The organism is Odoribacter laneus YIT 12061, from assembly GCF_000243215.1.
GTDB classification, from domain to species: Bacteria; Bacteroidota; Bacteroidia; order Bacteroidales; family Marinifilaceae; genus Culturomica; species Culturomica lanea.
Genome location: NZ_JH594596.1, coordinates 2,079,187 through 2,092,519 on the forward strand (window position 1 = coordinate 2,079,187; position 13,333 = coordinate 2,092,519).

General features: G+C 42.7%; 12 protein-coding genes. 2 read left to right on the top strand and 10 right to left on the bottom strand.

Annotated features, from left to right (window positions below; all coding sequences use genetic code 11):
- Positions 1–18 precede the first annotated feature (18 nt).
- The 10 genes from murC to HMPREF9449_RS08725 form a co-directional block, all read right to left on the bottom strand.
- Positions 19–1,389, bottom strand: coding sequence for a UDP-N-acetylmuramate--L-alanine ligase (murC, locus tag HMPREF9449_RS08680; RefSeq protein WP_009136882.1), 1,371 nt, complete (start codon positions 1,387–1,389; stop codon positions 19–21).
- Positions 1,390–1,455: 66 nt separating this feature from the next.
- Entirely contained in the window at positions 1,456–2,571 is a 1,116-nt protein-coding gene (gene murG / locus HMPREF9449_RS08685) for an undecaprenyldiphospho-muramoylpentapeptide beta-N-acetylglucosaminyltransferase (protein WP_009136883.1), read from the bottom strand.
- Positions 2,572–2,574: 3 nt separating this feature from the next.
- On the bottom strand, positions 2,575–3,804 hold the full coding sequence (locus tag HMPREF9449_RS08690) for an FtsW/RodA/SpoVE family cell cycle protein (RefSeq protein ID WP_009136884.1): 1,230 nt from the start codon (positions 3,802–3,804) through the stop codon (positions 2,575–2,577).
- A gap of 46 nt (positions 3,805–3,850) precedes the next feature.
- The gene (murD, locus tag HMPREF9449_RS08695) at positions 3,851–5,203 is read right to left on the bottom strand and encodes a UDP-N-acetylmuramoyl-L-alanine--D-glutamate ligase (protein ID WP_009136885.1); all 1,353 of its coding nucleotides are present in this window, start codon (positions 5,201–5,203) and stop codon (positions 3,851–3,853) included.
- Positions 5,204–5,261: 58 nt separating this feature from the next.
- A complete protein-coding gene (mraY, locus tag HMPREF9449_RS08700) occupies positions 5,262–6,512 on the bottom strand; it encodes a phospho-N-acetylmuramoyl-pentapeptide-transferase (RefSeq protein ID WP_009136886.1) in 1,251 nt (416 codons plus the stop codon).
- A 41-nt stretch (positions 6,513–6,553) separates the two neighbouring features.
- On the bottom strand, positions 6,554–8,005 hold the full coding sequence (locus HMPREF9449_RS08705; protein WP_009136887.1) for a UDP-N-acetylmuramoyl-L-alanyl-D-glutamate--2,6-diaminopimelate ligase: 1,452 nt from the start codon (positions 8,003–8,005) through the stop codon (positions 6,554–6,556).
- Between the two features lie 37 nt (positions 8,006–8,042).
- Positions 8,043–10,148 carry a penicillin-binding protein gene (locus HMPREF9449_RS08710; RefSeq protein ID WP_009136888.1) on the bottom strand — a complete coding sequence of 702 codons (2,106 nt, stop codon included), beginning with the start codon at positions 10,146–10,148 and terminating at the stop codon, positions 8,043–8,045.
- A 5-nt stretch (positions 10,149–10,153) separates the two neighbouring features.
- Positions 10,154–10,528: an FtsL-like putative cell division protein gene (locus HMPREF9449_RS08715; protein ID WP_009136889.1), complete on the bottom strand. Its 375-nt coding sequence runs from the start codon at positions 10,526–10,528 to the stop codon at positions 10,154–10,156.
- 20 nt (positions 10,529–10,548) lie between these two features.
- Positions 10,549–11,466 carry a 16S rRNA (cytosine(1402)-N(4))-methyltransferase RsmH gene (gene rsmH, locus HMPREF9449_RS08720; RefSeq protein WP_009136890.1) on the bottom strand — a complete coding sequence of 306 codons (918 nt, stop codon included), beginning with the start codon at positions 11,464–11,466 and terminating at the stop codon, positions 10,549–10,551.
- Between the two features lie 50 nt (positions 11,467–11,516).
- Positions 11,517–11,969, bottom strand: a complete 453-nt coding sequence (locus HMPREF9449_RS08725) for a division/cell wall cluster transcriptional repressor MraZ (protein ID WP_040611742.1) — start codon at positions 11,967–11,969, stop codon at positions 11,517–11,519.
- 247 nt (positions 11,970–12,216) lie between these two features.
- Between HMPREF9449_RS08725 and HMPREF9449_RS08730 the strand changes: the two genes are divergently transcribed.
- Complete coding sequence (locus HMPREF9449_RS08730; protein ID WP_009136892.1) at positions 12,217–12,798, top strand: hypothetical protein; 582 nt, start codon at positions 12,217–12,219, stop codon at positions 12,796–12,798.
- Between the two features lie 3 nt (positions 12,799–12,801).
- Positions 12,802–13,251 carry an SsrA-binding protein SmpB gene (gene smpB / locus HMPREF9449_RS08735; RefSeq protein ID WP_009136893.1) on the top strand — a complete coding sequence of 150 codons (450 nt, stop codon included), beginning with the start codon at positions 12,802–12,804 and terminating at the stop codon, positions 13,249–13,251.
- Positions 13,252–13,333 lie beyond the last annotated feature (82 nt).

Below are 13,333 nucleotides of genomic sequence, written 5' to 3' on the forward strand. Positions count from 1 at the left end.
CCTTTTATTTTGCTTATTCTATCTTCCTCCAAACATCTGGGTAAATACCGGCACAAAACGATCTATATCTCCAGCCCCCACCGTCATAAATATGCCGTCTTTCACATTCTGATCTACAAATTTAGGAAATTCTTCCTTAGGGATAATACAAGCCGGTACGTTAAGTTTATTTAAAATAATTTCGGAACTCACTCCCGGTATCGGAATTTCCCTGGCCGGATAAATATCCAACAAGATCACTTGATCTGCTATATTTAAGCTATGCGCAAATTCCGACTGAAAATCACGGGTTCGGGTATATAAATGAGGCTGAAAAGCAACTGTCAGCTTTTTCTCTGGCCACATTTCCCGTACAGCTTTCAGTGCCGCTTCTATCTCCCGGGGATGATGCGCATAATCGTCTATATAGAGGACCGCCCCGGAAGTATGTATATTGAAACGCCTCAATACTCCCCTAAATTCCGGTAAAGCTTTCCGGATTTCATCGGGTCGAACTCCTGCTTCCAAAGCCATAGTGATAGCCAAAGTGGCATTTTCGACATTCATACGTCCCGGAATCCCTAATACAAGGTCTTTTATTTCCGCTTTCTGTCCGTGGTAATCGAATATATAATGACTTCCCTGTACCCGTAAATGATCAGAATAATTATCCGTCACCCCCTCTATAGCATAATATCCGTCTACTTCCGAACGTTCCAATTTTAATCCCGCTTTTAAGAGAATCTTCCCTTCTTCCCTTGTTCTCTCCGCAAATTCTTCGAAAGCCTCTATCAGATTCGCCTTATTCCCGTAAATATCCAAATGATCTTCATCCATAGCCGTAATGGCAGCAATATAAGGAGAAAGATGTAAAAAAGAACGATCAAATTCATCCGCTTCCACAACAATATATTCAGAATATCTGTCAATCAACAAATTGGTTCCGAAATTCATAGAAATACCACCCAAAAAAGCATTACACCCTATCCGGGAATTTTTTAACAGGAAAGCCAGCAAAGTGGTTGTGGTGGTCTTCCCATGCGTGCCGGCTACGCACAAAGCCTTACCTGTCCGGGACAATAACCCCAGTACTTCAGAACGCTTATGCAAAGAAAATCCATTACTCCGAAAATAGTTCAATTGCTTACTGTCTTGCGGAATAGCCGGAGTATAAACCACTAAAGTGTTTGCCTTATCCCGGTATCTGAGTCCGATTTCTGCTTCTTCATCCCGGTAATTTACCTCTATTCTTTCTCCTTGTTTCATCTTTTCTGTCAAAGCCGAAGGAGTACGGTCGTAACCGGCAACATGACAACCAATAGCCTTGAAATAACGAGCTAAAGCGCTCATTCCAATTCCTCCGATCCCTACAAAATATACATTCTTTATGTCTTCCAATAAATGCGTCATTTCTTTTTTATTTTTAAACGATTCGAATCTCCCCCTCCTCTTCCGGCTTTACGAACGTCTTATCCTTTAAACTTTTTTTCTCTTTTCTCCCACCAACTTCAATATTTCTTCGGCAATTTTTATATCTGAATCCTCTATTGCCAACTGAGCAATGTTTACCGACAAATCTTTTCGTTTTTGTTCGCTTTCCAACAATTCTGACAACACGGGCATTAACCGATCCGCAACCTCAGCATCTTTAATCGCAATGGCCGCTTTTTTGTTTACCAAAGCCATTGCATTTTTCGTCTGATGATCTTCTGCTACATTCGGAGAAGGTATCAAGACAGCCGTTTTTTTCAGTAAACACAATTCGGAAATCGTACCGGCCCCGGCCCGGGCTACCACAATATCGGCACAGGCATAAGCCAGATCCATTCGTTTTAAAAAAGCCGTAAGCACTACATTAGCCGGTAATTTATCCCTTAGTTCCCGTTCCAATTGCTCATAATAATATCCGCCACATTGCCACAGAACCTGTACATTTTTCCAATTTCCGATGACAGATAAATTTTCCCGGATAGCCTTATTGATCATACCGGCTCCCAAACTTCCTCCCGTAACCAAGACTGTTTTTTTCTTTGGATCCAATTTATAATAAGCAAATCCTTCCTGTCGCGATTCTCCGGCTTGTAACAAATCTTTCCGCACCGGATTTCCGGTAAATACAATTTTTTCTCTATCGAAAAAACGCTCCATTCCCTCATAAGCAACGCATATTTTTTTGGCTTTTTTTGCCAACAATTTATTGGTTACTCCCGCATAGGAGTTCTGTTCCTGCAACACCAAAGGGACACCCATTCGGGAAGCAACCCGTCCGATGGGCCCGCTGGCATAGCCTCCCACTCCTACCACAACATCCGGTCGAAACCGCTTTATAATTTTCCGGGCTTTCCGCAAGCTCCTACATAAGTTGACCAGCACTTTCACATTTTGCCAGGTCAACCGCCTCTGCAAGCCCCTTACCGGTAATCCTTCTATCGGGAAACCGGCTTCCGGCACTTTTTCCATTTCCATTTTACCCTCCGCTCCCACAAATAAAATCTCTATCTCTCCATCCAAACGCTTCAATGCATTTGCAATCGATAAGGCCGGAAATATATGTCCTCCTGTCCCCCCTCCGCTGACAATAATTCTTATCATAACTTATCTGTTTAAATGTTCGATCGCTTCTTCGGCCGCTGAGTCTTCGACTTCCTCCACTTCCGACTCTTCTTCTACGACTTCACCGTCTTCCTGGAAAGTATGACTTACACTGAGGATCATTCCGAAGGCAGCACTCGTAAACAATAAAGAAGTTCCCCCCATACTGACCAGAGGCAAAGGCTGCCCTGTCACCGGAAACAGGCCCACACATACCCCCATATTCACAAAAGCCTGAAAAACGATGCTCAATCCCAAGCCCGTCACCAATAAAGCCGGGAATGTACGCGTACATCGTTTTACAATCACTCCAATCCGGTACAAAATAATCAAATACAATAATAAAGTCAATCCTCCTCCCAATAAACCATATTCTTCAATGATAATGGCAAAGATAAAATCCGAATACGGGTGGGGTAAAAAATTCCGCTGCTCACTATTTCCAGGCCCCACACCCATCAAACCTCCTTTTGCCACAGCAATCTTAGCCTGATCAGACTGATAGGAAGAACCTTCCCGCTCCTTTTTAGCCCCTGAAAAGAAATTCGTCACACGTCCTTTAATCGTCGCCACACGTCCTATTTTTTCAAATTGAGGAACAGTAAAAGCCAAAACTAAAATAACCCCTACTAAAGCTATTAGAGAAGCGAAGGATATCAAAATCAATTTTAACCGCAAACGGCCGACAAAAAGCATCGTCATACAGATCAGTCCCAATAAAAATGAAGTCGAAAAATTATCCAGGAAGATGAGGAATATCAAAGGTCCGGTAAACAGTAATACGTTTTTCAAAGCTTCGTCACTACATCCTTTATCGGTCTGATAAAAAGCGATGATCCGGGCTGTATACATAATAATACCTAATTTAGCCAGTTCCGAAGGTTGAAAAGACAAACCCAAAGGTAAAGGGATCCAGCGATCCGCATCGTTTAAGTTCGTACCGGCAAACTTTGCCCACAATAAAAAAATAAAAGACATTCCCAACACCACTTTTGAAAAGGTAAGGAAATATTTATAATGAACAGATTGTAAACCGATAATTACCCCGATACAACCCAACATCAGAATCAGCTGCTTGATTAGATAAAAACTGGTATTTCCGCCTTTCTCCCGATAAGCTAACTGTCCCGTAGAAGAATACACGACCATAATAGAAGCAAGCATCAGGATAATAATAATGTACCAAAGTACTTTATCCCCTTTAAAATCCAATTTTAGTCTTCCTTTGAACATAGCAGCGAGTTATTAATCCATCAAACAGTATCCGCCCTCTCGTTATTTATTTCAGTTGTCTTACTTTTTCTTTAAAAAGCTCTCCCCTCTGTTCGTAATTCTTGAATAAGTCAAAACTGGCACAACAAGGCGATAACAATACCGTATCCCCCTCACATGCATATTTCTGAACCGCAGCCAAGGCTTCCTCCAGACTGTGGGTATCCGCTACCGGACAAATCCCGGAGAAATTTTCTATCAGTTTCCGGTTATCGACTCCCATACATACCAAAGCCTTTACCTTCTGTTTTACCAGTTCATAAAGTACGGTATAATCGTTTCCCTTATCCGTCCCTCCTGCTATCCAAACGACGGGATGCGTCATACTGTCCAATGCATACCAAGCCGAATCTACATTAGTCGCCTTGGAATCGTTGATGTAAGTAACACCTGCCACAACGGCAACCGTTTCCAAGCGGTGTTCCACTTGCGGAAAACTTTTTAACCCCGCCGCTATCGCCCCCGGATCTACTCCTGCACGCATACAAGCCAGAATGGCAGCCATGGCGTTATATACATTGTGCCGCCCTTTGATGCTGACGTCGTTTTTATCCATTCGGAAAACCTTTTCATCCAGTCTCACAACAATCGTATCCCCTTCCATATAAGCACAAGCAGTTCCCCCGGCTTGCTGTAAATCCGGTTCCCCGCCATAGGTAAAAGGAACAGCCTGCGGAAGAAGCTTCTGGCCAATCACCCGCTGACGGACCACCTCACAATCGTACCCATAAATAAATAATCCCTCTTTTCCCATATTATTTAAAATACGGAACTTCGAATTCACATAGTTTTCAAATTTATAATCATAACGATCCAAATGATCGGGTGTAACATTCGTCAGGACAGCAATATCCGCCTGGAAACGAAACATACCGTCCAACTGGAAACTAGACAACTCGACGACATACAACGGATGCGCATTTTCCGCTACCTGAGCTGCCAGACTATGTCCCACATTCCCAGCCAAACCTGCATCCATTCCCGCCTGTACTAAAATATGGTGGATGAGCAAAGTAGTGGTCGTCTTTCCATTACTACCGGTAATGCAAATCATAATCGCATCCGAATGCCGACCGGCTAACTCTATTTCGGAAATAACCTCTATCCCTTTCGCCTGCAATGCCTTAATCATCGGTACCGTATCAGGTATTCCCGGACTTTTCACCACCAAATCGGCTACAAGAATCCGCTCTTCCGTATGAACACCTTCCTCAAACGGAATAGCCTCTTTCACTAAAATCGCTTTGTGAACTTCATCTATATTCTTCTTATCGGAAAGAAAAACTTCATATCCAAGTTTTTTACCTAGCAGAGCAGCTCCGGTTCCGCTTTCTCCCCCTCCTAAAATGACCAGTTTCATGACTTAATAATTTATATAATGCGTTTTGATTTCATAAATTCCCTGCCCTTTACTGCTTTTACCTCATCTTTAAGGTAACAATCGTCAATACTGCCAAAATAATTCCGACAATCCAAAAACGGGTTACAATTTTGGGCTCAGGAATTCCCTTCTTCTGAAAATGATGATGCAAAGGCGCCATCAGGAAAACCCGACGCCCTTCTCCGAATCTTTTCTTTGTATATTTAAAATAACTGACCTGCATCACGACAGATAAATTTTCCATGAGGAAAATACCACATAAAATAGGAATCAGTAATTCTTTGTGCAACACAATAGCAAAAACAGCAATAATTCCCCCCAGCGACAAACTCCCTGTATCTCCCATAAACACCTGAGCCGGGAAAGAATTATACCACAAGAAACCGATCGTGGCTCCGATAAATGCCGCCCCGAAAACCACCAACTCGCCCGAATGAGGGATATACATGATATTCAGATAATCGGCATACACCATATTTCCGGAAACATAAGCCAATATTCCCAATGTAGCGCCCGCGATGGCAGAAGTGCCCGTCGCCAGTCCGTCCAGTCCATCGGTGAGATTTGCCCCATTGGATACTGCCGTCACAATTAATATAGTGATCAGTACAAACACTACCCACCCCAATTCTTCCGCATATTTTCCGGCAAAAGAAGTAAACCAGGCATAATCGAATTCATTATCCTTGAAAAAAGGAATAGTGGTTTTTGTAGACTTCACATCCTGAGCCAGTATGCGAGTTGTATTCTCTTCCCGAAAACCTTCATCCACCATACTGGTTATCACTCCCGCACTTCCCACAGAAACCTTCTCCCGGATGACCACATCGTCACTGGCATACAAAGTGATTCCCACAATCAACCCCAGACCGACCTGCCCAATGACTTTAAAACGTCCTTTCAATCCCTCCTTGTGCCGCCGGAATACTTTGATGTAATCATCTGCAAAACCAATAGCCCCCAACCAAAGAGTCGAAATAATCATCAATTGGATATATACATTATCCAAACGAGCAAACAACAGTACCGGTATCAAGATAGACAACAAAATGATTATACCGCCCATAGTAGGTGTTCCTTTTTTCTGCATCTGCCCCTCCAGCCCCAAATCCCGGATATCCTCCCCGATTTGTTGTTTCTGTAAGATTTTTATGACCTTTTTTCCAATTACCGTCGCCAATATCAAGGATAAAATAATCGCACAAGCCGAACGGAAAGTGATGTACTGAAAAATACCTGCTCCCGGAAAATCCAATTTATCGAGGTATTTAAAAAAATAATATAGCATAACTTCAAAATTTACTCCATTTAACTGAAAAAATTTCCGGCTTACAAACCAAAAATCTCCCGTACCACTTCCTTGTCGTCAAAATGATGTTTTACACCTTTGATTTCCTGGTAATTTTCATGTCCTTTTCCGGCTACCAACACGATATCTCCTTTCGAAGCCAGCAGAAGAGCTGTGCGGATAGCTTCCCTGCGGTCGGGAATAGCAAGTACATTCCTCCGGTATTCTTCTCTGACCCCTGCCTGCATATCGGCAATGATCGCCGTCGGTTCTTCACTGCGAGGATTATCGGAGGTGAGAATAATCCGGTCGCTCCACCGACAGGCAGCCTCCGCCATTTCCGGTCGCTTGGTTTTGTCCCGGTCGCCTCCGGCCCCTACCACAGTAATGACTTTATTATTCTTTCCCTTCAATCCCTTGATGGTGGACAACACATTTTCAATAGCATCCGGCGTATGAGCGTAGTCCACAATAGCCACCACCCCTTCCGGAGAAAGGAGGGTTTCAAACCGACCGGATACCGGCACCAGCATACTCATGCAACGCAATATTTCTTCTTTTTCCAACCCCAGCAAACAGGCCGTAGCATAAACGGCTAACAAATTATAAGCATTAAAATCGCCCGTAAATTTCGTCCATACTTCCTGCCCATCCAATTGCAACAAAGTACCGTCCAACTGTTTTTCGATCGCCCGGGCATTAAAATCCGCCAACGTCCGGCAGGAATAAGTATATTTACAGGCCGCCGTATTCTGTAACATCATCCTCCCATTTTTATCATCGGCATTTGTCAAAGCAAAGGCATCTTTTTTGAGGTTGTCGAAAAAAGCTTTTTTCGCTTCAATATACGCCTTGAATGTTTTATGGTAATCCAGATGATCGTGCGTAATATTGGAAAAAATCGCTCCGTCAAAATCCAAACCGGCAATCCGTTTTTGATGAATGGCATGTGAACTGACTTCCATAAAGCAGTATTCACATCCAGCCTCGACCATTAAACGCAGATACTGATTTAATTCCAAAGGGTCGGGGGTGGTATGAGTGGAAGGATACTGTTTCCCGTCGACATAATTACATACCGTCGACAACAATCCGGCCTTCTTTCCCATAAAGCGAACCAACTCATATAATAAAGTCGCAGTCGTCGTCTTCCCGTTCGTACCTGTTACTCCCACCAATTTCAATTTCCGCGAAGGATAGCCGAAAAAAGCCGATAAGATATTTCCCAAAGCAAAAGCAGAGTCGGCAACCGATACATAACACAAACCGGCATGAAGCTGTTCCGGTAATTGTTCACATACTACCGCTACAGCCCCCGCTTCCATCGCTTTCTCTATATACAAATGCCCGTCTACATTGACTCCCCTCAGGGCCACAAATAAATCCCCTTGTCCGATTTTTCTCGAATCGAAATGCACTTCCCTTATGTCAAGATCTGTTGGCCCGCAAACCTGTTTAGCACCGATCTCTTTTAATAATTCTTCCAGTTTCATGATTTGATTAAATTACTAACACCACGCCCTTTTTCTTTTACCTCAATTCTATATGAATATAACTACCCTGCCGAACCTCTGTTCCCGGTTGAAGAGACTGGGACATTACCATGCCAGCCCCACTTACTCCTACGGATAAACCGGCATTCTCCAACAGATATAAAGCATCTTTCAAGCCCATTCCCTTTACGTTCGGTACTTGGGAATTCGTAATTCGCCGGGGTTTCAGCACTACATTTTCACCTTCATTACTAGCAGTTAAAACCCAATCGTTCTGTTTGACATCCGCTTTTCCCTCCACCTCTATATCCAAATCGTCAAACACAGCCAAGAAATCTTCTTTCAACCCATTCTTACAAACCGGCAAGGATTTGTCGGCTTCCCCTTTTACTTCTCCATATTGTAAATAAGCCGCGGAATATACCTTATCAGCTATTTCCCGAAAAACCGGACTGGAGACAGAACTGGCATAATACCCTTTGGAGAGGGAAGGTTCGTCGATAACCACAATACAGGAATATAAAGGATGATCTGCGGGGAAATATCCCACAAAACTAGCTCTATATTTCCGGATCTGATACCCTTTCTTCCCGGTGGCGATACGGGCGGTACCCGTTTTACCCGCAATCCGGTATTTGTCGGTGTAGATATTCCGGGCCGTTCCATTCTCCACCACTCCCTCCAATATCCGTTGCAATTTCTTCAACGTACTCCGGCTACAAATTCTTCCTCCCACCTCTTCCGGCTCAAACTGCTCCACCAACTGTCCCCTATGCCGGATTTCCTTTACAAAACGGGGACGCATCCGCTGTCCATTATTCGCAATTGCATTATAAAACGCAAGAACTTGCAAGGGAGTGAGCTTCACTTCATATCCGATACTCATCCAGGGCAAAGATATCCCACTCCAAGTAGAGTCGCCCGGATGCTTAATATAAGGATCCCCTTCTCCCTTCAAGGGTATTCCCAATTTTTTATCCAGATCCAAACCACATAAGCGGTTTACAAAACGTTCAGGTTTATCCTTATAAAAATCATTCACCAGCTTGGCAATACCGTTGGAAGAAATTTCAAAGACATGCTGAACCGTAATTTTCCCGGGTTTTTTACCGTCTGAATCGGTTAAGGTCTTATCAAAAAATGCATACACACCTTTCCCCCCTAAATCTACCGTATCTTCCGGTTCTACATACCCATCTTCCAGCATCGCAATCATCGTGGCAGCCTTCATGACAGATCCCGGCTCGCCGGCATCTCCTATGGCATAGTTAAATTCTTCCTCATAACCTCCCGAAGACTGACGTTTCAAATTAGCAATTGCTTTGACATCCCCCGTTTCCACTTCCATCAATATAGCCGTTCCCCGGTCTGCGTCAAACTTTTCCAATTGCCGCATTAAAGCATGCTGCACAATATCCTGATAATCGATATCGATGGTCGTGATAATATCGTTTCCATCTATGGGCTCCTCTACAGTTACCGGCACCCACGTACCGGACATCATCTGTTTTATACTCCGTCCCGGAATTCCTTTCAATTCATTTTCAAAAGCGCCTTCCAGTCCTACCCTTCCTTCAAAACTCCTGTCCTCCGCCTCATTCAGATAACCTATCGTACGAGTAGCCAGATTTACATGAGGCTGTAAACGAACGCTATTCATTTCTTCAATCAATCCCCCTCTATTCCGGCCTTTTCGGAATATCGGGAAAGTCCTGATTTTTTTCAATTCGTTAAAAGATACTTTCCGCCGGTTTAACAAATAATATGTTTTCTTCCGGGCCCGGGCCATTTCCAAACGTTTTTTGTAAGCAGCTTTGCTTTCATCCCCAAAAAATCGGGATAAACACAAAGCCAGACTATCGACCTTTTCCCCGAAAAGATCGCTATCCACGACCGAAGCATCCCAACGCAACTCATAATAAGGTACAGAACTCGCCAATTTTCTCCCATCACAAGCACAAATATCTCCCCGGTTAGGAGCGACTTCAAAATCTTTTATCCGTACAGCAACCGATTTCTTCCGCCACTTTTCCCCCTCCCACATCTGCACATGAAGGGTCTTGAAAATAATAGCTCCCGCAATTAAAGTCATCAGGACATAAATCAGTCCTATGCGCCATATAATTTCACCCTTCATCGACATAGCTACTACTTTTTATAAAGTTTTAAAGGAGGTTCTTTACTTTCCTGTAAATTCAAACCCGCTTCATTTACTCTTTTCTTCACTTCCGATTGCTTACTGATAAACATCAAACGAGCTGCCGTTGTAATCGATTCAAAACGCAACTCTCTCACTTCCCTCTCCATTTTTACTTTTTTCTTATAGAGCTTTTCCGTACTATAGCCATTGGCAATATAAAATATCCCCAAAAAAGTCAGGAAAAGAATAAAAGCAATATTCCGACGAATGACTTTATCTGCCAATATACGACCATCCAATAATTCTTTCACCGAACTCTCCAAAGTTTCCTTCAGTTCTTCATTCGGAGAAATAAAATCCTTTGCTTTACTGAATAGTTTCATCTGTATGCGTTAAAAATTTCCTACTCGTTTGTCTCTACTGGCTTAGCGGCTATTCTCAACTTCGCACTTCTGGCCCGCGGATTCCGCTGTATTTCTTCCGCCGAAGGCAAAATCACTTTCCGGTTGATCAAATCAAAACCTTTCGTTTCATGCCCGTAAATCGGATCTTTCTCTACCTTTCCCTCTACATTCCCCGTCTTTAAAAAGTTTTTGACAATTCGGTCCTCTAAAGAATGATACGTAATAACGACCAGACGTCCCCCCGGCCGCAATACTTCCTTGGTCTGCTCCAGCATTTCTTTCAAAGCCTCCAACTCGCCATTCACTTCAATCCGTAAAGCCTGATAAACCTTAGCCAAATACTTTTTTTCCTTCATCTTCGGAATACAAGCCTGAATTCCCTGATACAAATCGCCCGAAGTGAGCAGCGACTGCTCCTGTCTCCTCTTCGCAATTGCTCCCACCAATCTGCCCGCATTTTCGATCTCTCCGTAATTCCTGAAAATAGCCAGCAATGCCTCCTCACTATAAGTATTCAAGACATCCGAAGCTTTTAAACGGCTTTTCCGGTTCATCCGCATATCCAATTCTGCATCAAACCGAAAAGAAAATCCCCGCTCCGCTTCGTCAAATTCATGAGAAGAAACACCCAGATCCGCTAAAATACCATCTACCCCTTTCAATTCATAATACCGCACAAAATTGCGCATATACCGGAAATTATGATGCACCGGTATAAACCGCCTGTCTTCAGGCATATGTGCTACAGCATCCTCATCCTGATCAAACCCCATTAAAACTCCACCTTCTAACCGATCCAATATGGCACGGGAATGCCCACCTCCTCCGTATGTCAAATCTAAATATACCCCCTCCGGCTGAATATTCAGCCCCTCTATAGATTCTTTCAATAGCACTGGTATATGATATTCTGACATATCCTATTCTATTATAATTCGACAATAAAAAATTTTAGCTACAAAAACGGTTATCTTCCGCTCCCAAAGATTTGTTGTGTTAACCCGGCAAAATCTTCTCCCTTCATTCCTATTCCCGCATACGCTTTAGCTCCCCACAATTCAATTTTCGTATCCATCCCCGCCAAAACAATTTCTTTTTCCACTCCCATCTCTTCCAACATACGCCTAGGTAACAATATCCGGCCATTTCCATCCATTTCTACTTGTTGAGTTCCTCTGTACAACTCCCGAAGAAACGCCGCGTGAGTACGATCGAATAAATTCAGTTTTCCCCTCAGATCCGCCACCAGCATTTCCCATTCCTTATAAGGATACATGTCTATACAAGCCTCAAAAATATTCTTCCGCAACACAAAAACCTCCTGCTGCCCGGCCTCCATAATCTTTCGGAAAGGCGAAGGCACCACAACCCGGTATTTGTTGTCTGCTCTACATGAATATTCTCCGATAAACGATAACATCTCCTTCTTTTTCTTTGCAGTACTCAGATAAAACATTAAAAATCAAACAATTAAGTCCAAAACATCTTTCTTAACCAGAGAGTACTTTCGAAAGGTAAAGGTAAAAAAAATTCCCCACTTCAAACCACTTTATCCCACTTTTTATAAAAAATATTCAAATTTTTTCAAACCCCACGTCCTCTGCAGGTTTTCAATTTTTTATTTTTCAGTTCTTACTTTTTACTCATTATTTTGGTACTTTTGTCGCATGGTTTCAAGAAACGACATAAAACATTTCTATAATCGGATCAAACAATTATTGCTCTATCCGGGAAGAGAATGGGCTATTATTCGTCAGGAAGAAGACAGTAGTTCAAGACTTTTCAACCTATTTTTTATTCCGGTAACGGGAATCGTTTCTCTGATTGTCATTCCCGGAGGAATATACCGTTTTGGTATCTTTCAGGGTATTCTCTACAGTTTAATCAATTTTATTTCAGCAACGGCTGGAGTTTATCTGGCTTTTTTAATTATTCGGGAATACCTGAATAATAAAATTCCAGATGCGGAAAACACGGCTCTGCACCTCACCGTATACAGTGCATCTGTATTTATTGTTTTTCATAGTTTGTCGGTAGCCTTGATCAACGGATTTTTCAGTCAATTATTGAGCTTGATCAGTCTGATTTTTATCCGTACTCTTTACGCAGGTATCTCTGCTGTTACACGTTTAGAGGTCAACCAAAAAACCAATACTCTGATTATTGCCGCTTTGTCGATCATTTGTATTCCGGTAATTTTCAAGAGATTACTAATGATTTTATTTCACATACCTATTCTTAATTTGTAATGCATGTCAAACGATATTAACATACGGAATAAACGAGCTTCTTTCGATTACGAGTTTTTGGAAGAATACAATGCCGGCATCATCCTCACCGGTACCGAAATTAAATCTGTCCGGGCCGGGAAAGCCAGTCTGGTTGATTCCTATTGCTATTTCGACAAAGGGGAATTATGGGTAAAGGGGATACACATTGCCGAGTATCGTTTAGGCACCTATTATAATCACGAAGAAAAAAGGGAACGGAAACTTCTCCTTACCCGCAAAGAATTACGCAAACTCGAACGCAACGTCAAAGAAACTGGTCTGACAATCATCCCGGTCAAAATGTTTATCACAGACAAAGGCTGGGCTAAACTCCGCATCGCCCTCGCAAAAGGAAAAAAAGAATACGACAAACGGGAAACCCTGAAGTTGAAAGACGCTAAAAGAGATATGGACCGCGTCCGCAAGTTCTAAATTACACATTAGGGACGTGCCCTAATGTGTAATTTTTCATTTTTAAGACTCTATCCGCCTGGTTTGACTGACATTTTTATCT

Coding starts and splice junctions, on each gene's coding strand:
- murC (WP_009136882.1), bottom strand. CDS start 1,389: ATGACGCATTTATTGGAAGACATAAAGAATGTATATTTTGTAGGGATC.
- HMPREF9449_RS08705 (WP_009136887.1), bottom strand. CDS start 8,005: ATGAAACTGGAAGAATTATTAAAAGAGATCGGTGCTAAACAGGTTTGC.
- smpB (WP_009136893.1), top strand. CDS start 12,802: ATGTCAAACGATATTAACATACGGAATAAACGAGCTTCTTTCGATTAC.
- HMPREF9449_RS08690 (WP_009136884.1), bottom strand. CDS start 3,804: ATGTTCAAAGGAAGACTAAAATTGGATTTTAAAGGGGATAAAGTACTT.
- mraY (WP_009136886.1), bottom strand. CDS start 6,512: ATGCTATATTATTTTTTTAAATACCTCGATAAATTGGATTTTCCGGGA.
- murG (WP_009136883.1), bottom strand. CDS start 2,571: ATGATAAGAATTATTGTCAGCGGAGGGGGGACAGGAGGACATATATTT.
- murD (WP_009136885.1), bottom strand. CDS start 5,203: ATGAAACTGGTCATTTTAGGAGGGGGAGAAAGCGGAACCGGAGCTGCT.
- HMPREF9449_RS08710 (WP_009136888.1), bottom strand. CDS start 10,148: ATGTCGATGAAGGGTGAAATTATATGGCGCATAGGACTGATTTATGTC.
- HMPREF9449_RS08725 (WP_040611742.1), bottom strand. CDS start 11,969: ATGTTATCGTTTATCGGAGAATATTCATGTAGAGCAGACAACAAATAC.
- HMPREF9449_RS08730 (WP_009136892.1), top strand. CDS start 12,217: ATGGTTTCAAGAAACGACATAAAACATTTCTATAATCGGATCAAACAA.
- HMPREF9449_RS08715 (WP_009136889.1), bottom strand. CDS start 10,528: ATGAAACTATTCAGTAAAGCAAAGGATTTTATTTCTCCGAATGAAGAA.
- rsmH (WP_009136890.1), bottom strand. CDS start 11,466: ATGTCAGAATATCATATACCAGTGCTATTGAAAGAATCTATAGAGGGG.